General features: G+C 37.1%; 23 protein-coding genes. 7 read left to right on the plus strand and 16 right to left on the minus strand.

Annotated features, from left to right (window positions below):
- Positions 1-38: 38 nt before the first annotated feature.
- Both ACJ2A9_RS03480 and ACJ2A9_RS03485 read right to left on the minus strand, forming a co-directional pair.
- Complete coding sequence (locus ACJ2A9_RS03480; RefSeq protein WP_441420206.1) at positions 39-521, minus strand: hypothetical protein; 483 nt, start codon at positions 519-521, stop codon at positions 39-41.
- 153 nt (positions 522-674) lie between these two features.
- The gene (locus tag ACJ2A9_RS03485) at positions 675-923 is read right to left on the minus strand and encodes a hypothetical protein (RefSeq protein WP_441420207.1); all 249 of its coding nucleotides are present in this window, start codon (positions 921-923) and stop codon (positions 675-677) included.
- A gap of 271 nt (positions 924-1,194) precedes the next feature.
- Here ACJ2A9_RS03485 and ACJ2A9_RS03490 point away from each other — a divergent pair, with 271 nt between their 5' ends.
- Both ACJ2A9_RS03490 and ACJ2A9_RS03495 read left to right on the plus strand, forming a co-directional pair.
- Entirely contained in the window at positions 1,195-1,491 is a 297-nt protein-coding gene (locus ACJ2A9_RS03490; RefSeq protein WP_441420208.1) for a hypothetical protein, read from the plus strand.
- Positions 1,472-1,747: a hypothetical protein gene (locus ACJ2A9_RS03495; RefSeq protein ID WP_441420209.1), complete on the plus strand. Its 276-nt coding sequence runs from the start codon at positions 1,472-1,474 to the stop codon at positions 1,745-1,747. The genes ACJ2A9_RS03490 and ACJ2A9_RS03495 overlap by 20 nt, the downstream gene beginning before the upstream one ends.
- A 76-nt stretch (positions 1,748-1,823) precedes the next feature.
- Here ACJ2A9_RS03495 and ACJ2A9_RS03500 read toward each other — a convergent pair whose 3' ends face one another.
- The 3 genes from ACJ2A9_RS03500 to pduL form a co-directional block, all read right to left on the minus strand.
- Positions 1,824-2,753: a CBASS cGAMP-activated phospholipase gene (locus ACJ2A9_RS03500; protein WP_441420210.1), complete on the minus strand. Its 930-nt coding sequence runs from the start codon at positions 2,751-2,753 to the stop codon at positions 1,824-1,826.
- 211 nt (positions 2,754-2,964) lie between these two features.
- Positions 2,965-4,389: a hypothetical protein gene (locus ACJ2A9_RS03505; protein WP_441420211.1), complete on the minus strand. Its 1,425-nt coding sequence runs from the start codon at positions 4,387-4,389 to the stop codon at positions 2,965-2,967.
- Positions 4,390-4,638: 249 nt separating this feature from the next.
- Entirely contained in the window at positions 4,639-5,244 is a 606-nt protein-coding gene (gene pduL, locus ACJ2A9_RS03510) for a phosphate propanoyltransferase (RefSeq protein ID WP_441420395.1), read from the minus strand.
- A gap of 330 nt (positions 5,245-5,574) precedes the next feature.
- Between pduL and ACJ2A9_RS03515 the strand changes: the two genes are divergently transcribed.
- Positions 5,575-5,877, plus strand: a complete 303-nt coding sequence (locus ACJ2A9_RS03515) for a hypothetical protein (RefSeq protein WP_441420212.1) — start codon at positions 5,575-5,577, stop codon at positions 5,875-5,877.
- Positions 5,878-5,922: 45 nt separating this feature from the next.
- On the opposite strand, the gene ACJ2A9_RS03520 is transcribed toward ACJ2A9_RS03515, so the two are convergent.
- Positions 5,923-6,420 (minus strand): L,D-transpeptidase family protein, encoded by a 498-nt coding sequence (locus tag ACJ2A9_RS03520; protein ID WP_441420213.1) that lies wholly within the window; start codon positions 6,418-6,420, stop codon positions 5,923-5,925.
- Positions 6,421-6,535: 115 nt separating this feature from the next.
- Entirely contained in the window at positions 6,536-7,591 is a 1,056-nt protein-coding gene (locus tag ACJ2A9_RS03525) for a DUF3900 domain-containing protein (protein WP_441420214.1), read from the minus strand.
- A 192-nt stretch (positions 7,592-7,783) separates the two neighbouring features.
- Here ACJ2A9_RS03525 and ACJ2A9_RS03530 point away from each other — a divergent pair, with 192 nt between their 5' ends.
- Positions 7,784-8,035: a DNA alkylation repair protein gene (locus tag ACJ2A9_RS03530; protein WP_441420215.1), complete on the plus strand. Its 252-nt coding sequence runs from the start codon at positions 7,784-7,786 to the stop codon at positions 8,033-8,035.
- A gap of 103 nt (positions 8,036-8,138) precedes the next feature.
- On the opposite strand, the gene speD is transcribed toward ACJ2A9_RS03530, so the two are convergent.
- The 4 genes from speD to cydS form a co-directional block, all read right to left on the minus strand.
- A complete protein-coding gene (speD, locus tag ACJ2A9_RS03535) occupies positions 8,139-8,945 on the minus strand; it encodes an adenosylmethionine decarboxylase (protein WP_441420216.1) in 807 nt (268 codons plus the stop codon).
- Positions 8,946-9,059: 114 nt separating this feature from the next.
- A complete protein-coding gene (locus tag ACJ2A9_RS03540) occupies positions 9,060-10,082 on the minus strand; it encodes a cytochrome d ubiquinol oxidase subunit II (protein ID WP_441420217.1) in 1,023 nt (340 codons plus the stop codon).
- 15 nt (positions 10,083-10,097) lie between these two features.
- Entirely contained in the window at positions 10,098-11,432 is a 1,335-nt protein-coding gene (locus ACJ2A9_RS03545) for a cytochrome ubiquinol oxidase subunit I (RefSeq protein WP_441420218.1), read from the minus strand.
- A 31-nt stretch (positions 11,433-11,463) separates the two neighbouring features.
- The gene (gene cydS / locus ACJ2A9_RS03550) at positions 11,464-11,559 is read right to left on the minus strand and encodes a cytochrome bd oxidase small subunit CydS (RefSeq protein ID WP_441420396.1); all 96 of its coding nucleotides are present in this window, start codon (positions 11,557-11,559) and stop codon (positions 11,464-11,466) included.
- A 489-nt stretch (positions 11,560-12,048) separates the two neighbouring features.
- On the opposite strand from cydS, the gene ACJ2A9_RS03555 reads away from it, so the two are divergent.
- The gene (locus ACJ2A9_RS03555; protein WP_441420219.1) at positions 12,049-12,984 is read left to right on the plus strand and encodes a 3'-5' exonuclease; all 936 of its coding nucleotides are present in this window, start codon (positions 12,049-12,051) and stop codon (positions 12,982-12,984) included.
- Positions 12,985-13,050: 66 nt separating this feature from the next.
- On the opposite strand, the gene dacB is transcribed toward ACJ2A9_RS03555, so the two are convergent.
- Entirely contained in the window at positions 13,051-14,514 is a 1,464-nt protein-coding gene (gene dacB / locus ACJ2A9_RS03560) for a D-alanyl-D-alanine carboxypeptidase/D-alanyl-D-alanine endopeptidase (protein ID WP_441420397.1), read from the minus strand.
- Positions 14,515-14,627: 113 nt separating this feature from the next.
- Here dacB and ACJ2A9_RS03565 point away from each other — a divergent pair, with 113 nt between their 5' ends.
- The gene (locus ACJ2A9_RS03565; RefSeq protein WP_441420220.1) at positions 14,628-15,521 is read left to right on the plus strand and encodes a VanW family protein; all 894 of its coding nucleotides are present in this window, start codon (positions 14,628-14,630) and stop codon (positions 15,519-15,521) included.
- Positions 15,522-15,648: 127 nt separating this feature from the next.
- Positions 15,649-16,854, plus strand: coding sequence for an MFS transporter (locus ACJ2A9_RS03570; protein WP_441420221.1), 1,206 nt, complete (start codon positions 15,649-15,651; stop codon positions 16,852-16,854).
- A gap of 97 nt (positions 16,855-16,951) precedes the next feature.
- On the opposite strand, the gene ACJ2A9_RS03575 is transcribed toward ACJ2A9_RS03570, so the two are convergent.
- The 4 genes from ACJ2A9_RS03575 to ACJ2A9_RS03590 form a co-directional block, all read right to left on the minus strand.
- Positions 16,952-17,797 carry a 1,4-dihydroxy-6-naphthoate synthase gene (locus ACJ2A9_RS03575; RefSeq protein WP_441420222.1) on the minus strand — a complete coding sequence of 282 codons (846 nt, stop codon included), beginning with the start codon at positions 17,795-17,797 and terminating at the stop codon, positions 16,952-16,954.
- Complete coding sequence (locus ACJ2A9_RS03580) at positions 17,798-18,451, minus strand: futalosine hydrolase (protein WP_441420223.1); 654 nt, start codon at positions 18,449-18,451, stop codon at positions 17,798-17,800.
- A gap of 135 nt (positions 18,452-18,586) precedes the next feature.
- Positions 18,587-19,531 (minus strand): manganese-dependent inorganic pyrophosphatase, encoded by a 945-nt coding sequence (locus ACJ2A9_RS03585; protein WP_441420224.1) that lies wholly within the window; start codon positions 19,529-19,531, stop codon positions 18,587-18,589.
- 106 nt (positions 19,532-19,637) lie between these two features.
- A complete protein-coding gene (locus tag ACJ2A9_RS03590; RefSeq protein ID WP_441420225.1) occupies positions 19,638-20,930 on the minus strand; it encodes a glycosyl hydrolase family 18 protein in 1,293 nt (430 codons plus the stop codon).
- Positions 20,931-21,042 lie beyond the last annotated feature (112 nt).

Below are 21,042 nucleotides of genomic sequence, written 5' to 3' on the forward strand. Positions count from 1 at the left end.
TACAATAAATTTATTGCATACAACGACCTTATTATTTATTAGAACTGTTTTACTATCTCTGCTTTCAATTTACCTTTATTTTTTCGTATTGTTTGTCTTAAAACGTTATTAATTTGATTTATAACTAGCTTATTACTTTTTTCTTCCAACAGAAAAGTAATAATGTCTCCATTTTTCAACTGAATCTCAATTACCCCCTTATCTTTTTGCAGCCAAAAGGACAACATACTTGCTAAAAGCAGGAAAGCTCCAACCATATCCCATCCATTAAAAATAATAGTATACGTATTGAAAGACAATAACTCAGTTAATGTGAAGCCAGCCCTAAGCTTGCCTAACATAATAATAAAAAAACCTATGATAACAAACGATTGGCTAAAAGAATAGTTTGCTTTCTTTTGAAAACACTTTCCTTTCTTTATATCTTCAATCGCGATAATTTGACCTGAATAAGATAAAAAATGTTTAGTAATTGATAAATCTAAACGTTCATTTTTATATAGTTCATCATCTTTAGTCATCATCCAACCCCTTTCATACTCTATAAAACTTTTAAACAATAACTAAACCTATATAACTATATGTACAAGCCCTTCTTTTTATTATTGTAATTAAGGAAGAACTGTATTTAATAAGAAAGCGACCTTCACATTAGTGAAAGCCGCTTTAACTATTTATCCAATTTGTTCCTCTTCATGTTCCTCACTTAATAACAATCGTTTGTTTCGAATTTCAGTTAAGTCATTCCTTTTCAGTAAATATTCCAAATGCTGTAACGGCATCGATCCGTAGCTTTTGCCTTCTCCAAGTGTAAACTGAACAATATTACCACTTTGACGAGTGATTGTGAGCTTTTCTGCAGCATAAAAATAACTCTTAGCTGCTTCAGAGATTTTATATTCCGTTCCTCTTTCAATTAGCATAGAGATACTCCTTTTCATGTTTCTCCCTAATAGTATTTCACAAATAAATTTTATACATACATAATTTTTCCAAGTGAAATTTATATGAAGTAACAAAAATAATCAAAAAACTATAAAAGGTTATCGCAAAATTATATGCAGATATCACAAAAGATGTAAAATCCTCCAAGAAAGATGTTAAAATCCCGAAATCACTATACTTTTAAAAGCAAAACGAATACGATGGTCACTGTAAAACTTAATAAACATTTAATTTGAGGAGGCTTTTATAATGAAAAAGAAAATCTTGCTCACAGCAGCATCAGCGGTATTAACTATAGGAGTACTTGCAGCATGCGGTGGCCAGGATCTAGAAGAGCCAACGCTTAATGAAGAACCAGCAGAAATGCAAATTGAAAATGACGACATGAATGGTACACATGAAATGGAAGAAGGAATCGAACAATCACCTGCTCCTGAAGGTAATATAGAGGAATTTGAAACTGAACTAGAGTCTAACGATTCAAATGAAGAGCCAATTGAAGTTGAACTAGAAGAAGATGCAACGAATGAAGAAGAGACACAATGATAGTAAATCAAGAATTCCTTGGTACAATAAAGGTTGGCTCTGGTTAATCGTTACTTTTATCGGGATTGGTATTTTATTTTTTAGTTTCACCTCTTTAACTGAGGAAGTGACAAACATGAATCAATCAATCCAAGCACAAACAAAAACGATCGAAGAACAAAATCAATTTTTAGAAGATATCAAAGTTGGTATAAATGATATTGTTGTTGCGATCAAAGATGCAGTGATTACGATTCAAGATTCAATTAATGGATAATAACACTTTGTTATGATAATCAAAATCACCATGCTCAATTTGAGCATGGTGATTTTTTCAAATTGAACTTTTTCCGCTATACTTTGGAACCTCTATTATCAGATAAAAAATTACCTATTTCTCCTGTTTTCTTTTTAAATACTTGTTTTCCCAGTTCAATAAGCTCATCGATAAACTTTATCTCATCAAACGGCATTTCTTCTCCTAATTCTTCATTTAAGCGGAGGTAACGGTTTTCGAGTAACAGCTTACAATGATAGGAAACCGACTCTGAAGATAAATGCAGTGCCAGATCAAGCAATTTCGGAGTAACTTTCATCGATGGAAGTTGAAACGGCAGCCATTGCTTAATCCCCCAGTACTTATCATCATCGATGCTGAAATCAATATTTTGCTGACCTGTCCCGATTGACAATATTTTTATTTCACTCATACTCTTATTAAAGTTATGTAGTGCCTCAGTAATACAAACTAACGATGGATTATTTGCCCATAAACCACCGTCAATTGATAAATATTTATTGTTAATATTATTTGGCGGAAAATAGACTGGAGCTGAACATGAAGAAAGAACAGCATCCCACAGCTTTACTGATAAGTCGTGTCCTTTTGTATCCCCATAATTCGATCGGTGCACGTATGGTCTTCCATGAGTAAGATCTACTGCTGGAATAAGCAGTGGCTTGTCAATATCCGCAAGTGTCAACTCACCAAATGCTTGTTGTAAGAAACGTCGTAAATAGCGATCGCTGTAGACACTCTTAAAGAACCCGACCTTTGCCTGACGATCAAAGATTTTACGACCGTATCGCTTATAACTTTCGAGCAGTTCACTCATTTCTGTTTTCAAACAAATCGCTGCAGCAATTACGGATCCTGTGCTTGTTCCTGCAATAACGTCAAAAAGCTCTCCAACCGGACGCTGAAATTCTTCCTCTATTGCTTGCAATATCGCAATGGCAAACACACCGCGAATTCCCCCACCATCAATACATAACATTTTCATTCCATTCACCTAAATTTTACATTTTTTTATAGGCTTCCCTATTCCTTTAAAAATACTTCGTAGTTTAAAGTTAAGAGTTTAGAGTTGTTCGTTAGCGATTCAAAGAAGGCTTTTTAAAAGCTTCCCTGAGAAATCCCTAAATCACTCTAAACTCTACACTAAAAAAGGTACCCCAAAACTCTAAGGCACCTTCACTCTATCGTTTTCTATCTTAAAAAAACATCAGCCCTATAAGCGTTGACACAATAAGTCCGAGCATAACTGGGATAAAGCTTTTTCGAACAAGCTCCATTACAGGAACCTTTGCAAATCCTGCTACAGCCACTAATGAAGACCAAGCAATGAGAGTTCCTCCTCCGACCCAGATCGATCCCATCTGACCAATCGCTGCGAGGGTGGCCGCATCAACACCTACATTTTGGCTTAATGCCCCTGACAACGCACCGACAAGTGGAAGACCTGAAAATCCTGAACCATCTAAACCAGTAATAATACCAATTATTAAAATCCCAAATCCAGCCACAAATGCACTTTCAGGAATTAATTGCTGTCCTGCTTGAACTAAGTCAAATAAAAACGAAGGCGATTGCTCAACCCCTAGTATTTTAGAAGCTAATTCTCCACTCCCTATAAAGAAAAATCCAGCAATTGGGATGACCGGGCCCATTGCTTTGAAAGCAAACAGAAACCCTTTTACAATGTGGTCACTAACATTTGTAAGAGATTTTTTTAAATTCTTAAAGAATGAAGCAAGGATTAATAGAACAACAGCCGTACCTCCAATAAGTGCCGCCCCTGAGCCACCCTCAATTGAAGGAATCGCATCGGAAAACTTGGCTAAAACCATATAGATAATGATGATCGTGAATGAAATTGGGACAAGGATAGCAAACAACACACTATGTTTACTTTTCTCTTGTTTCATAACTTCTTTTCTGCCACTCTCATATTCAACATCACCATTGTTTTCCCAGGCAATTAAATGTTTCTCTGATGGTTTTAAAATTGATTTTCTTAAAAAGAAGTATGCTAAAGTAATCGCAATAGCTCCCGTGACGATCGATAAAATGAAGGCTTTATCAGCAACTGCACTGACTTCAACTCCTGCTGCCGTCGCACTTAACATTGGCGCAATTTGAATTACATAATCTGATGACAATGCCATTCCTTGACCAGCCAGTGATATGGCGATCGCTGCACCAATTGGCGGCAGCCCTGCTCTAATTGCAACAGGAATTAGTAATGCACCGACAAGCGGAACAGCCGGAGTCGGCCAGAAAAATAATGAAATAGCATACGTCACAAAGACAATGATCCAAAAGGAAAGATGACCGTTCTTCATCACCCGTTGAAAAGGGGTAATCATTTGTTGGTCAGCCCCTAATGACTTAAGCGAATGAAGAAGTGCTGTCATAATAGCAATGATTAAGAAAATATTAAACAACTCACCTGCGGCAGTTAAACTCGCATTAAAAATCGTTTGTAAACCGTAAGAGAAAGAGCCGCTATAAATCCACCCTACAAAAAAAGTTACAAGGATTGCCGGGACAACAACATTTTGCCTAAATAACATGGTAAGAATAATAACAATCGTTCCAATTAAGTACATCCAATGAGCAGCGGTTAATTCTACCACGATATCAACTCCTTTATTCGTTAGTCATACTAGCTTCGTTATGAGAGATGAGAGAGAATAAATTTTGTTAAAATACTATATGTCATCGAATATAAATTGGGTACATCACCAGTAGAATATTTAACAATTCAGCTATCCTATGGGTTGAACTTAAATTTCACATATTCCGACCTATATCAACACTAAACGATAATATAACCAACAAAAAAAGCCCCCATGATCGGAGGCTTCTTAACAAGCTGAACATTTTTAGTTGTTTAGTTTTATAACTTTACCAGTACCACCATTTGAGACGCCTGCTGCATTTGCTTCATCAGTATCCAAATGCATTTCTAATGCGAAACGGTCAGACACTCTAACGAGCACATTATGATAAACCAATTTGCGTGGACCATCAACTTCAACAGATACAATTTCATTATCTTTAAAGCCATACTTCATAGCATAATCTGTCGGCATATGAATGTGTCTTTGGGCAACAATAATTCCTTCCTTCGTCTCTACAGTCCCCATAGGTCCTTTCAGGGTAATACCTGGTGTCCCTTCTATTTTTCCAGATTCTCTTAATGGTACTTCCAGTCCTAATAACTTACTTTCCGTTAAAGAGATTTCAACTTGTGTTTGCTCTCTGACTGGACCGATGATTCGAACATTTTCAATTGATCCTTTGGGGCCGATCACGGTGACTGTTTCGTGTACAGCAAACTGTCCCGGCTGCATTAAATCTCTCATTTTTGTTAACGTATACCCTTTCCCAAACAGAATTTCCATGTCATTCTTACTCAAATGCACATGACGATTCGAAATACCAATTGGTACAGTAAGAGGATTTTTCTTATTTGCTACTCTTTTCATGCCTTGTTGAAGCTCTTGTTTAGATATCATTTGGCTAAATTTCATGTAATCACCCCATTATCTTTTTCCATTATTAATCTATTAATTAGGTCTTAAGTCTATATCCTTATTTTATCTGATTTTAATTGTTAATTGTTAGATATTTTTGTATTTTTTAAGATTATTACTAATGTGCAGATAATGTTAATTACACTTATGTGGAAGTCTCGCAAAAGTTGTAAAATTCTCCAAGAAACATGTTAAAGTCGTGGTTTGGCTTTATTTTCTTACCCAAAACGCATACCATGGCGTTGTAAACAAAAAAATTCAATCGAGGAGGATTTTTTCATTATGAAAAAGAAAATCGTACTAACTGCAGCATCAGCGGTAATAACAATTGGAGTTCTAGCAGCATGTGGTGGTCAGGAAATCGATGAGCCAATGTTAAACGATGAGCCAGAGATTGAAATGCAACAAGAAGCAGAACCTTATGAGGAAGGCTATGAAATGGAAGAAGGATTTGAGGAAGCACCTGTCCCAGAGGAAACTGGAGAAGAATTGGACTTAGAATTTGATTCTTCAAATCCTGAGGAAGACTCATTGGAAATGGAACTTGAGGAAAATGAAGCAATCGATGGTGAAATAGAAGGCTAGAAAATAACAATCACTCAAAGGGGACTACATCCCCTTTGAGTAAACTTAAGAACGAATGAAAACACGGGTGCCAATTGGTATAGTCCGTGCCAACTCCTCTACATCAGAATTATACATTCGTATACAGCCCCTTGATACCGCTTTGCCAATGGAAGAAGGATCATTTGTTCCATGTATTCCATAATGCTTTTTAGAAAGTGACATCCACATTGTCCCAAACGGTCCTCCAGGATTAGGTGCTTTATTAATGACTACAAATTCACCGACTGGAGTTTGATGAAGAATTCTCCCAACAGCAATTGGATATGTCTTGACGTGAGTCTGGTTCCGCATCAATGTCAATGTTCGACTTGAAGTCGAAACGTGAATAGAGTAAGGAATTTCATTTGGATTAGGAAGTCCGGGAATCGTAATGGCTTGACCAACATAAATTACGTTCGGATTCACAATTTGATTAACTTGAACAAGCGTTTGGAATGGTACACGATAATCCTCAGAAATGGCCCATAAGGTTTCTCCTGGCTTCACAATATGTTGATACATAATTGAAACCCCCTTGAAGTTCATTCATTTGGATTACTATATGTACTGAATAAATAATCGTATCTAGTCCAACGATAAAAACAGCTCTTCCTGCAAACCTTCTACACCTAAGTTACTACCTTCCCACCCGCTTAATCACATCGTCTAAATTCTCTGGCTTCAAAAACTCCACAGGCGAGTGTCCTCTTTCAAATTGAAAGGATTCCCCTTCAATCAATAACACATACTTTCCATTCACCTTTGCAATATGAACAGATTCACCAAAGTCTGATAGCAATGCTTTCACTTGTATATGATCAAGCTTTAGCTTCAACTCAATCTCAGGCTGTTGTTCAACAATCGGGGCCGATGCTTCAACAACCTGCTCATGTGTCCACTTTTCTTGCAGTGTTCGCTCGGTCGTATTCGCCCACGCTTCAATATACTCTTCCTCAGCAATTCGTTCTTCGCTTTCTTCTTCATACGTCTCAGCGATGTGCTGCTGAGCCATCTCGACCACTTGGTGCTTAACGATTTCAGGCATTGATTTGTTATACTCGACGAATTTTAAAAAGTCTTCGAAGTAGTTGGCATGTGATGATTGATGAATTTTGACTTCCCATTCTTCAACCATCCCTTCTTCTGGCATGAACGGATATTGAATTGACTTCATATTTTTTGTCGTAATTGCCATTTCGACTTGCTTGATGATTGATTTCTCATCAGCAATGGAAGCGACCTTTTGTTCAAAATCACACTTCAATACAAAAACAAATGGATCATCCATATATTTCGTAAATTTAGCACGTATCACAAGTAAAGCCCCTCCACGAATTGCACTTGTATCGACATAAGCGCGCACTAATTCCTCACTGCTTGTCCTGAACTCCTCCTCCGTGCTAGCCGTACGGATTCGGTTAAATAAGTTATAATTTGGGTTTGTATCGAGATCATACCCAGGCTCAACGATGAAACGACCGATTTTCGTTGGTACTTGATCAGATTTTGGATAGCGCTCAACTTTGCGCTTGGCTATTTTCATTAATTCCCCGTCAAGAAAGTCTTTTAAGGCACTTTCTGTATATTTTTCTTCAGTCAATGTTTGATAGTGCTTAAATGCTTTGCTCGCTTGCTCTCCTTTACCGTCAACCTGAACAACAAAAAACGATAAGTAATTTATTGAAAAATCCATGACATTAATCACCTTTAATTCTATTAGAATAAATACCTTTTGAGCCACTTATAAACCAATAAACTATTTTACCTAAATAAGTAATTGTTAACAACACAATCATCGTAAATAGTGAAGAGTTTGGCGATGTTTCTAAATGTTTTAATAATAAAAATTTCAATGGGAATAATAGGTAGTGGAGGTGTAGTTTAATTGACAAATCCCTATCTTTGTCCAAATTGTAAAACGAATCGTTCTAGGTTCAACATCATCAAACAAGAAGTTACTCCAGTTAAATTGGACCCGCAGTCAGGAGAAGTCTTAAATACTTACACAAACGGTGAGCTAGAAGTATTCCACTTAGCATATAAAGGACCAGAATATAAAGTACAGTGCGGTTCATGTGGACTTATAGAAGATGAGAGAATCTTTATAAAAAATGCTGAACATAATCCAAGAAGATAAAGAAGCACTAACTATGAACTAAACCTGTCAAGCAGACCGGGTACAGTTCATTAGCAGTGCTTTTTTGCCGTTTCTAAAACATGAACTTTAGGTAGTAAAAAGGTTAATGAATATTCTTACCGTAGAAAATCTCATCCATTTCAGTTGTAATTTTTTCAGTAATAATTTTCTGTTCCTCATTGCTTAGTATATGTTTCGAGTAACCGAATAAATAATTGTTCAAATCAAATTCCTTCAGCTTGCATTTTGTATGAAAAATATTATCCTGATAAACGTTTACATCAAACATATGATACAGCTCTTTCACATCATCAGGAATATAGTTTTGAATCGAATTTATATCATGGTCTATAAATAGCTTATGTCCATTGATATCCCTTGTAAAGCCACGAACACGATAATCAATCGACATCACATCAGTCTCAAATGAATGAATTAAATAGTTTAGCGCTTTTAATGGTGATATTTCACCGCACGTTGAGACATCGATATCAGCTCGAAACGTACTTATCCCTTCATAAGGATGGTACTCAGGATACGTATGGACTGTAATATGGCTTTTATCTAACTGCATGACGACATTATCAGGCAATGGCCCAGGTGACTCTTCGTACGATTCCGTTGGCACTTCAACAACTGGTCCCTCTGAAACAAGCAAGGTCACACTCGCTCCTTGGGGAACATAATCCTGTTTCGCCGTATTTAAGACGTGGGCACCGATAATATCAGAAACATTGTTTAAGATCTTTGTTAAACGATCAGCATTATACTGCTCATCAATATAGCCAATATAGGCAAGACGTTCCGCCTTTGTTTTAGTATAACAAATATCATACATATTGAAGCTTAAGGTCTTAGTTAAATTATTAAATTCGTGAAGTTCAATCCGATTTTCTGGTGTTAGAGTCATCGCTAATTCCCCTTATCCATTAAGTTCAAGGTATGTTACTTATTATAATTGGTAAAAAACTATCTTATATTCCCTTTTCTCGTGTACAATTGTTGGAAAGTAACACGTAACAGCTCATGTTTTCGTTGTATCACCTTTCGTATATTCAGCATTTAAAATAAACAATTTAAATAACAAGTACAAAGATGGAATAAGAAGAACAAGTCCACTTATAAATGCAATAATTAACGAAATCCCCATCTCAGGCCCTGTGATACTACCATAAATTGTTAATATGGGATATAGGATATACGGCAAATGGGTATATCCATAGCCAAAGAATGCAAAACCAAATTGAAAGGCAACAAATATAAACGACATCCCTAAATACTTTCTTTTATAAATTAACGATACCGCGGCTAAGAAAAAAATTAATGAAGCAATGAAATACCAACTTTCATCTAGCATTGCTCTAAAATGTTCAGGGTTATGGGTACTTAATGTCAAAAAAACTAAGAAACTCAATAAGATTGTTGGTCCGCTCCAAATCAAAGTAAACCTACGCATTAACAAGAACGCATCATTATCCTCTGCCCGATCCGCGTAATACGTTAAAAAACTAGCACTGATAAACAATACACTTACGATAGCTAATAAAACTACAATCCATGAATAAGGGCTCACAAGAAGCTGACCTAGTAACAAAGTGACGCTATCGCCTTTTTGGACGATAAATCCTCCTTCAGAAATGGTTAACACAATTGACAACGATGCCGGAATAAATAACCCCGATAAACCGTACAACAATAAATACATATTGTTCTCTCTCGCTCCATAATTTGCAAATGCATAAAATGATCCACGGATCGACAGCAAAACGAGGGCAATACTTCCTGGAACAAGTAATGCTGTGCCATAATAATAGGCAGTATCAGGAAAAAAACCGATCAACCCAACAAAAAAGAAGACAAGAAAGACATTTGTCACTTCCCAAACCGGTGATAAATAGCGATCAATAACAACGCGAATATTATGTTGTTTATCTGTCACTTTGGCGTAAAACGAATAAAAGCCAGCACCAAAATCAATTGACGCTATAATTAAATAACCATACAAAAAGACCCATAAGACGGAAATCCCTATCATTTCCACTGTCATCTAACCAACTCTTTTCTACAGTATAATACCTCTCTTTTCAAGTTCGGTTTCTGCTGATTTTTTAGAGAAAAGTCGAACTAAAATAACTGGAACCAAAATAGCTAAAGCTAAGTATAACGATAAGAATAAGATAAGCATTTCAAATACTTCTCCCGCTGTAGTCACACCATCCGCTGTCAACATGTACCCGACTAAAATCCATGGCTGTCTGCCAACTTCAGTCATAATCCAACCAGACTCAATCGCCAACATCGCTAGCGGACCACCGATAAAAATAAAACGTAAAAGCCAAGGATGATGCTGATTTAATCGTTTTACATAATGACATACAAAATAGATAACTGATACAGCTGCTAACAGCATGCCTGTAAAAATCATAATGTTAAAGAAATAATGTATATAGAGCGGCGGCCATAAATCTCTAGGAAAATCGTTTAAGCCGATTACCTCAGCACTTGGTACATTAAAAGCTAAAATACTAAGTGCTGCAGGTATACCAATCCCATACTTTACTTCTAACGTATCTGGATCTAATATCCCGCCAAGTAGTAACTTTGCATGTGTCTCTGTTTCAAAATGCCATTCGGCAGCCGCTAGTTTTTCCGGCTGATATTTAGCTAGAAATTTACCAGCAAAGTCACCATTTAACACTGTAAAAAACGAAAATACCAAACAACCGATCATACAAATATGTAACGCTTTTTTATAGTAAACATGACTTTTCCCTCTTAAAAGGAAATACGCCGTTACACTCGCTAAGACAAATCCCGTTGTTAAATAGGCTGTTGTTAATACATGGGCTACCTTTGTCGGGGTAGCAGGATTAAACATCGCGACTAATGGTTGTACATTTAAGAAATTCCCATTCTCTATGACAAATCCTCTCGGTGTATTCATAAAGGCATTAACTGTCGAAATGAAAAAGGCTGATGCAGAAGACCCTATAACAACAGGAATCGATAAAAGCCAATGAAAAAACGGATTTGAAAAACGATCCCATGTATATAAATAGATCCCTAAAAAAATCGCTTCAAAGAAAAAGGCGAATGTTTCCAAGAAAAGTGGTAGACCTATTAAATGACCAGCTTTTTGCATAAAGCTTGGCCATAACAATGATAATTGCAGCCCGATAATCGTCCCTGTTACAACACCTACAGCAACAAGGATTGTATAGCCTCTCGCCCATCTTCTCGCTAACAGGTTGTAGTGTGGGTCTTTTCTTTTTATCCCTATTAACTCAGTGAGACATATGTAGATTGGCAGACCGACTCCAATAGTTGCAAAAATAATATGAAAAGCTAACGTAAGAAACGTAAGCAATCGACTCAACAGTAACGTATCAAATTCCAATTTTCTAATCCCCCTAAATCATTATCTCAAATTACTTATAGGTTTCTTTTCCTTTTACACCCCATATAAAGAAAATGATGAGTGAAACAAGAACAACGATGATTGGGGCAATCATAATAATAAACATTTCCAAAACTACTAAATACCTCCTAGATTACCATTGAAAATCATCTCTTATTTTTATCTTCAAAGAAAAAATTATACACTGCTTAAATAAAAAAAGACCGCATCGATACTTGTCGATACGGTTCTTTATACGTTCTACACTTCACTATTTACCCTTTCATTCCAATCAGCCAATCATCATAGCAATGTTCACAAAGCGGTTTCTCAACATGATCATTTTCCTGAATAAAAGGAGCACTGTACATTTTGTTTTCTTCAATTTCTTGATTGCAGTAAAAACATTGGTTTTCCAGCGAAATCAACTCCCAATTATTTTTTATTATCACAATCAATATTATTTGCAATAATTGCCCAGCAAAACTCGGAAGATTTATGTAAATAAAGAATCTATTAACAATTAAAAATTAAAAAGAAAACACTAGAAATTATTGGTCATTCCGTATTGCATAAATATCCGTTATAATGACATGACGAGAAAGGAGGGGGTAATATGGCCTATTTAAATCAATTTATCTTCTTTGATTTTGAAATGATATGCTCAAATAGAGGAATGCCTTTTGCAGATATGGAAGCTATTCGCTTAGGTGCCGTCAAATATAATTTAGACACAAGTACTATCTCATACTTTGACCGTTACATTAAGCCAACAAAACAACAGCCACTCACTGATTTTTGTAAAAACTTAACAGGAATTGAAGATCATCATTTAACGAATGCCCAGCAGTTTAATGATGTTTTTGAGGAATTTCTAACGTGGGTGGGCGGGATAAAAAAGTCGAGGTTCTTTTCCTGGTCTACCAGTGATTTATCCAGATTAAAAATTGATGCAAATAAACATCATATTCCTGAAAAAACGATTATAAAGATCGAAAAACGGTATGTTGATTTTCAAGCGATCTTTAAACGCCGAGTTGCCCGAAACAATCTTTCTGTTGAAAATGCATTACAGTTATATGATCTGGAATTTACAGGTGCAAAACATAACCCAATGTATGATGCTTATAATACGTTAAAGATCTACCTAAACTTTTTGAATCAGCCATTAAAATCTGATTTTATTATGTTAGAACATTTCATTTTCGATAATGTTCCACATAATGTTCAGAATTTGAATCGAAAGCTCTCGCATTACATGAGACAGGACATGTTTACGTTCATCGAACAATTAAACGATATTTATCGGATGCGCGATGCTTCAAAAGTTGTGAAGAGAACGAGAAAAATGGTTGAAAAATATGAAAATGTTCTCATCAATCGTTCAGGACTTTTTTCAAAAGAGAACGTTGAAACAGTTCGACTACTCGTTAGTTTTTATCATGAATTACTCATTAGTTTTGATGAACATTATAAACATAGCTCAAAAATTATGTTATTAGATGAAAGTATTATCCTTCCCTTACAAGAGCTTACAAAGAAGCGAGGATGAAGACCCATTCTCCTTCATACATAAGAAAGACTGAATTAGTTTAAATCCTCAGTTTTTTACGTACTATCATAAAGCTGCTAACATGCGTACAATGTGATCCTCGATCTCCTTTCCTTTTGCACCATCTAGTAAATTATTTAGTAATATTGAAAAAATAACCGTTTCACCACTTTTCGTCTCTACAAAGCCTGATAATGAGCTTACAGTAGAAATTGTACCAGTTTTTGCCTTTATTTTTCCTTTTAGATGTGGCTCTTTGAAACGACTTTTTAATGTTCCACCTAAAAATAATTCGCTTTCACCACCACAAGGTAATAATTGACGATAGCTTGCAAACCAATTCTCTTGTTGAACTGCATATAAAAGCTTTGTTATCTCATTTGCCGGGATTAAATTGACATGAGAAATTCCCGATCCATCTCTTAAAACAATGGTTTTTGTGTTGACTCCAAGCGACATTAATTCTGCCTGAATAACCGCGAGTCCTCTTTCCCAACTGCCTTCACCGAAGACAACCTTCCCCATTTCTTTTGTCAACATTTCCCCATACGTATTGTGACTAAATTTCATAAACGGGATAAGAATATCGGCTAACGGGCGGGAGGTAATCGATGCTAAAACGTGAACATTATCCGGTGCTTTTCCTATTTTTTTCTTGCCACTAACTTTTATACCCTGTTCAACAAGGGCCTGGTAAAACAAATCTAGGGCATAGCCAGTTGGCTCCCATACTGCGATCGGTTCTTTTTCCATTGATTGTATCGGGATTGTTCCACTGACTACAACTTTATTCGTACCATGCTTTCGTTGAATCGTCAGTACTTTTTCCTCGTCTACTCCGACTGTTTTTGTTTGATTATCAATGGTTATGTAGTTTGTTGTCGGTTCAACCGTTACGATGGATCGCTCACCAATTTTATTTCCTCCTTGTACGGTGATTACTACCGACCCTGCTTCTGTTTCACTGCTTATAGAAGCTGTCAAAGCCGAGACCGGTCCTCCATAATCCATTGTTTCATCACTCCATGGTAAATCTATCGAATAACGAATATCATCGTACCTAGAGTCATCACCGATTAGATTGCCACGGATAACTTTTATGCCGCTTTTGCGAAGTTGTTTTGCTAATTCATCAAAGCTTGATTTTATCAGAGTCGGATCACCTCCCCCTTTTAAGTAGACGTCACCAAAATGGACTTTCCATCTTTTCTCGCCATCACTTAATACTTCCGTCTGAAATGAATAATCCTCCCCTAATGATGAAAGTGCTGCAGCGGCCGTCAATAGCTTTATGTTTGATGCCGGCCTGACCCTTACATCAGCATTATGATCGTAAATGATCCTTCCATCACTTGCTGATCGAACACTAATACTGGCAATTGATCCTTTTAAGTTATGCTGTTCAGTCAATAACTGGTCAAGCTTATTTTTACAACTGATATTGTCAATTGCATATCCTGCCTGATGATTTATTAGAGCAAGTATGAAGGAAAATAGAAATATTACTAATCGTTTTTGAAGGTTCTTAATCATCTCATGTTCTCCTTTTACAGTCTTGCTACTATTTTTCTTTAAATGAATATTTCTATGTATCACATGAAATAATGTCCTCCTACTTATACTAATTGTTGAGGTGGCTAGTTATGAGGTATCAATTACTAACATTATTCATACTTATCTTTCAAATCACTATCAATACAGATCAACTTATCGTAACGGAACAAGGAAAAACGATTGCCAGTGTGTCTAGGGAAGAATTCACACTTCCATATCTTAGTGAACCAATGATAAATAATGAAAAATATAACGAATTTGTGGATACATTAGATCACCAAGTATATGAGAAACCTGTCAATGCATTTATTGATAAAAATAACCATATCGTTGATGAGCAGGTTGGTTATAAATTAAATCGTGAGGCTTTTACAGAGGTATTCTTCCACTCCTTTTTTAAAAATGGTTCCGCAACGATTGAAGTCCCGAAGTTAATTCTTTATCCAAAAGTTGATCGAGAAATACTCGCAAATATTCGCACCCAAAAGATAGGTGAATATGTCACCTATTTTAACAGCCGAAATAAAATGAGGGCGAACAACATCTTATTAGCGGTTGAAGCCATTAATAATCAGGTCGTTTTTCCTGGCGAGACGTTCTCCTTTAATAAAGTATTAGGGAATCGAACGAAAGAAAAAGGGTATTTACCTGCTCCTGTTATTATTAAAGGAAAAGTATACCAAGGTGTTGGCGGAGGAATATGCCAGGTATCGTCCACCTTATTTAATGCGGTTGATAAAGCTGGTGTTGAAATTTTGGAACGATATTCCCACAGTAAAAGGGTGCCCTATGTTCCACCAGGTCGGGACGCAACTGTCAGTTGGTATGGGCCTGATTTCATTTTCAGAAACTCTCACAATCAACCCATCCTTATCAGAGCGTTCATGTATCACGGAATGGTTATTGTAACTGTTCATTCGTCAGATGTCATCAATTACGACCCACGAAAAGTTCCTAATGTAATAGAGCCATTACCGAAATAACGGCTATTTTATCATTTATGTGGCAGTGGTTTAATAGAAATACTGTTAACTTAACTTACAAAGTCGATGATGTTTTTGTGCCTTCCTGTAATAATATGCTCATAACATATTAAATGGAGTGGTGATTATGAAGTTATCTGACTTAAGAAAAAGTGGACACACGCCTTCGTTAGTTTCATCTTTTTTGTACTTTGATGTAAGTTTTATGATATGGGTACTATTAGGCGCCCTAGGGGTTTATCTTACAGCTGATTTTAATTTAACAGCTTCACAAGTTGGTTTAATTGTTGCAATTCCGATTCTTGCAGGTTCATTTTTCCGGATTGTTATCGGGATTCTAACCGATCGTTTTGGTCCGAAAAAAACAGGAATTGGTGGCATGCTTGTCACAATGGTTCCATTAGCATGGGGATGGTTATTCGGGTTTACGGTGACCGAACTTTATATGATCGGTATTTTGTTAGGTGTTGCTGGAGCAAGCTTTGCTGCTGCCCTCCCATTAGCTAGCCGTTGGTATCCTCCTCACCTTCAAGGTTTAGCGATGGGAATAGCTGGTGCTGGAAATAGCGGCACATTATTTGCAACATTATTTGGACCTCGTATAGCGGAATCACTAGGATGGAATGGCGTTTTCGGATTAGCACTTATTCCATTATCTCTCGTATTAATTACGTATATATTCCTTGTAAAAGAGCCGCCAAATCAACCTGCACCAAAAACAATTAAGGAATATTTCAGTGTCTTTAAAGAAAAAGATACATGGTACTTCTGTCTATTATATAGTGTGACTTTCGGTGGTTTTGTTGGTCTTTCCAGCTTCTTGAGCTACTTCTTTGTTACTCAGTATAACGTCTCGGGTATTAGAGCAGGAGAATTTGTTACAATTGTCGTTGCCGCCGGCAGCTTCCTTCGACCAGTTGGGGGTATGATTTCAGATAAAATTGGCGGGGTTAGATTATTACAGTTTTTATTTATTGGTGTTGCCATTTGCATGTTCGGTGTCAGCCTATTACCTCCGATTGCCTTAGTTACTGTATTCCTCTTTGTTGGAATGGGATTTCTAGGTATGGGAAATGGAGCCATCTTTCAATTAGTTCCGCAAAGGTTTCAAAAAGAAATCGGGATGGTAACAGGAATTGTCGGAGCTGCAGGAGGTATCGGTGGATTCTTCTTACCAAATATTTTAGGAACATTAAAAGACCTCACTGGTACATATGCTAGTGGATTCATCACATTTTCAGCGATTGCTTTACTAGCATTGGGGTTACTATATTTTGTTCAAGCAGGATGGAGAAAACAATGGAAAGTATCAGGTGAATCAGTAAGAATTTAAACTTTCTTTAGCATGAAAATCCGATAAGATACTTCTAATTCCCCTTTTCCCTCACAAAAACACTTGGAAAAAATAATCCAAGTGTTTTTGTGTAATATTAATTACTTGCTCTTGCCTTCAGCTTCTCATAATCGACCTTTGGCACTAGTCCTTCTTCAGCAGCACGATTAAGAAGGGCAAATACAGCTTCATATCCCTCATCACCTAAATTTAAGGTGAAGTCATTCACGTACAGATTAATATGAGCTTGAGCAACTTCAAGTGACATTTCTTGGGCATGGTGGAGAATGTATTCCTCTGAGACTTTCGGATGATCCCACGCATACTGAACGGATTGGCGAATCCAACCAGTAATTTCCTCTAGATCGAGTGAACGTTTAGCAATGATTGCTCCTAAAGGAATCAGTAAATTCGTATCCGCTTCCCACCAGCTTCCTAAATCAGCAAGAAGATGTAAGCCAAAATCAGGGTATGTGAAACGCGCCTCATGAATAACAAGTCCAGCATCAATCTTCCCATCCCGTACTGCAGGCATAATTTCATGGAAAGGCATGACCACGATTTCACCGACTCCGCCTGGAACTTGCTGGGATGCCCATAGTCTAAACAATAAATAGGCGGTTGAACGTTCACTTGGAACTGCTACTCGTTTCCCAGTAAGACCGGTTGGATCATTACTTTTTGTTTTTGTTAAGACTAATGGGCCACAACCTCTTCCAAGCGCTCCTCCACAAGGTAATAATGCATAGTCTGATAATGCCCATGGAAGTGCAGCGTAAGAAATTTTGAGAACATCCGGTCCCTCTCCACTCACTGCTAATCCATTCGTAATATCTATATCTGCATAGGTTATATCTAATTTAGGTGCTCCAGGTATAAGTCCATGCGCCCAAGCATGAAATACAAATGTGTCATTTGGGCATGGTGAAAATGCAATTTTCATTTACAGAACCTCCTCTATTACTGAAAATGATTGTTCTAATATTTGTAGGGCTTCTTTAATTTTCCATGATTCTCGATCACGCGGGCCTACAACATTAGAAACGGTCCGAATTTCAAGAACTGGTATCTTATGTAACTGTGCTGCAGTAGCGACACCAAATCCCTCCATCGCTTCGACGGTTGCATTATGTATTCGTGAGCGTAATTCATCAGCACGTTTTTTCGTACCTGTTACAGTCGATACAGTAAGTACTGATCCTGTCATTACTTGTATCTGTGCGCTAGTAAGTGCTTCACTCACATTCGCTGCTAAACCTTGATCGACTTTGATATGAGTTGAACCGAAACCCAGCTCGTCCAAGCTTATAAAGCCCTCTTTGCTCTCTGCACCCATATCAGCGCAAATTATTTCATCAGCCACTACAACGGAACCTATTTCAGCTTGTCCTACAAATCCACCACCAATTCCAGCACTAATCACTAAATTATACTTCTTAGTTGCTAGTGCAGTTGCTGTTGTTGCTGCTGCTGCTGCAATTCCTACCCCTGACACGAGCACATCAAACCGACTTGTGGCTTCTAGTCCTCGCATTACCGCATCTCTTTCTGCTGAAACAGAAGTAATAATTAACACTCGCTGATTTTGACTTTCCACATCAAAGACCCCTTTTTCCCACAAATTGACACATCTATTTTAACATAAATTATTATTTTATGTATTTTACCGAATGGCCCCGCTACTTTAAAAAAGGTCAATCAGTTTTTCCTGATTGACCTTTCTATACATTATTTAGTTCACGCTTTCCATTTGGTTGAACGTATCTGTTAAGACAGGAACAATTTGCTTCTTACGTGATACAACACCTTTAAGTGTTGCTGTATTGTTTTCAAGTGTCACATTGTATGCTTTTTCTACAGCATTTGTTGATTTACCAAGTGCTAAAGCAATAGAATCACTGTTTAAAATATCAGTAACTACAAGTAAGAATAAGTCTAATTCTTTATCATCAATTACCTTTGAAATTGTTGCTTCAAGCTCTGCTTGACGAGCGAGCACTTCATTCGTATCGATTGCATTTACCTGGGCTATTTCAACCTTTGAATTCCCCATTTGGAATTCTTTTGCATCTAGTGAAATAAGTTCACTTTCTGACTTATCACCAAGGTTTGTACCGGCTTTTAACATCTCTAAACCATATTCTTCAGCATTCACATCAGCAATCGCTGCTAGTTCTTTCGCTGCTGCAACGTCTTCGTCAGTGCATGTTGGTGATTTAAACAGTAATGTATCAGAAATGATCGCTGATAACATTAAACCGGCAATTTCTTTTTCAATTTCAACACCATTTTCTTTATACAGCTTATTTAAGATCGTTGCCGTACAACCTACTGGCTCAATGCGGCAATACAAAGGATCACTCGTCTCAAAGTTTGCAATACGATGGTGATCAATCACTTCAAAAATACGTACTTTTTCAATATCATCCGCACTTTGTTGACGTTCGTTATGATCGACTAAGATAACTCCATCAGCATCACTAACAGCAGATTGGATTAAGCGTGGAGCTTCCTTTTTAAAATAATCCAATACAAATTGTGTTTCACCGTTTACTTCACCTAATCGTACAGCCTCAGCATTTACACCAATTTTGTTTTTTAAATCAGCATATACGATTGCCGAAGTAATTGTGTCAGTATCAGGGTTTTTATGACCGAAAATAAGTACATTCTTCATATAGTTCTCCATCTCCTTTTCAAAAATAGTATGTAATTCATCTAAACAACAGTTTACCACATTTTGTGCAAAAAAAAACAAAAAAAACCCTTCATATAAAGAAGGGCTAAATACGTTTATTTACATTAAAATTATCTTCAATTAACAGCCAATTTTGAGGAAACTCCCATCCTAAAACCCAGTAATAGAAGCCTCGCAAGCCAAATTCCTTCACAAGATCAAACTTCGCTTGAATACTCCTAGCATCCTCAAACCACACCTTATGTTCTCGACCTTGTTCGTCATAATACGTAAAATGTGGTGATTGTGCCTCTGTATCATACTCGATTCTTGCATTGTATCTGGCAGCTAATTCAATCGCTTCCTGATGATCAATTGCTTTTGCTCTTGATTCTCCTTCCACAAACGGCAACGTCCAATCATAACCGTATAGCGGAATTCCCATCATAATTTTATCATTTGGCATTACTGATGCTGCATATTCAATGACACGTCTTACTTGACTTAACGGAGCAACGGCCATTGGCGGCCCTCCAGTCCATCCCCACTCATACGTCATAAGAAAGACAAAGTCGGCAATTTCTCCGTGTGCAGCATAATCATGTCCCTCATACAAGACACCAGTCATCCCTGGTTCCACCTGTGGTGCAAGAGCACTTGAAAGAAAATAATTCTTCTCATCAAGCCTTTGTCTGGCCTTTCTCATTAATTGATTATACCGTTCACGATTCTCTGCACCTAAATATTCCAAATCAAAATCTAATCCCAAATAACCCTTTTGCTCCATAATCGCAATCGCTTCATCTAATAACCGGTTTTGCAATTCTTCACTCGCTAGTACTGTAGTAGCAACTTCTGTGCTAAATCCCCCTTCCTCAATATTTGTAATCACCATTAACGGTACAACTTGATCTGCGTAGGCACTATTTATAATGGTCTGATCATTAAGTGGGGTCAATGTCCCATCAGCATTTAATTCATAACTGAATACTTGCAGAAACGTCAAATGCTCGCCAACTTGATCAACAACTTGCGGAGACTCTTCCCCTGTAATATTTAAATCAACATAAGCTCCAACGTCTACTGATGGCTTTTGACGATATTGATTTTCTGGAATATACACGCGGTAGCCGATTGGGAGATTCTGTGGAGTATAAATGTGATTCATCGTCATTAAATGTTCAAGCGGAACCTGATATCGTTGACTAAGCTGATAGAGATTTTCTCCAGGCATCAGCCAATGAAAACGTCCCCATATTGGGATAACAATAGCCTGACCAACAACTAATTGTTCCGGATTAGGAAGCTGATTTGCCTCACTAATCGTTTGATATGGGACATTATAGGTTTGAGAAATTGCCCATAAGGAATCTCCCGGGGAGACAACATGAATTTGCACAACCTACCCCTCCTGTTATATGCCTTGATGTTCCTATACAAAGGTATTCACGAAACGAAAATTAAATGCCTAGTTTATCGTTGGAATCACTCCAATACAAATAAAGAAGGGG

The sequence above is a fragment of the Anaerobacillus sp. MEB173 genome, assembly GCF_052119505.1.
In the GTDB taxonomy this organism is placed as follows: Bacteria; Bacillota; Bacilli; order Bacillales; family JBJMAU01; genus JBJMAU01.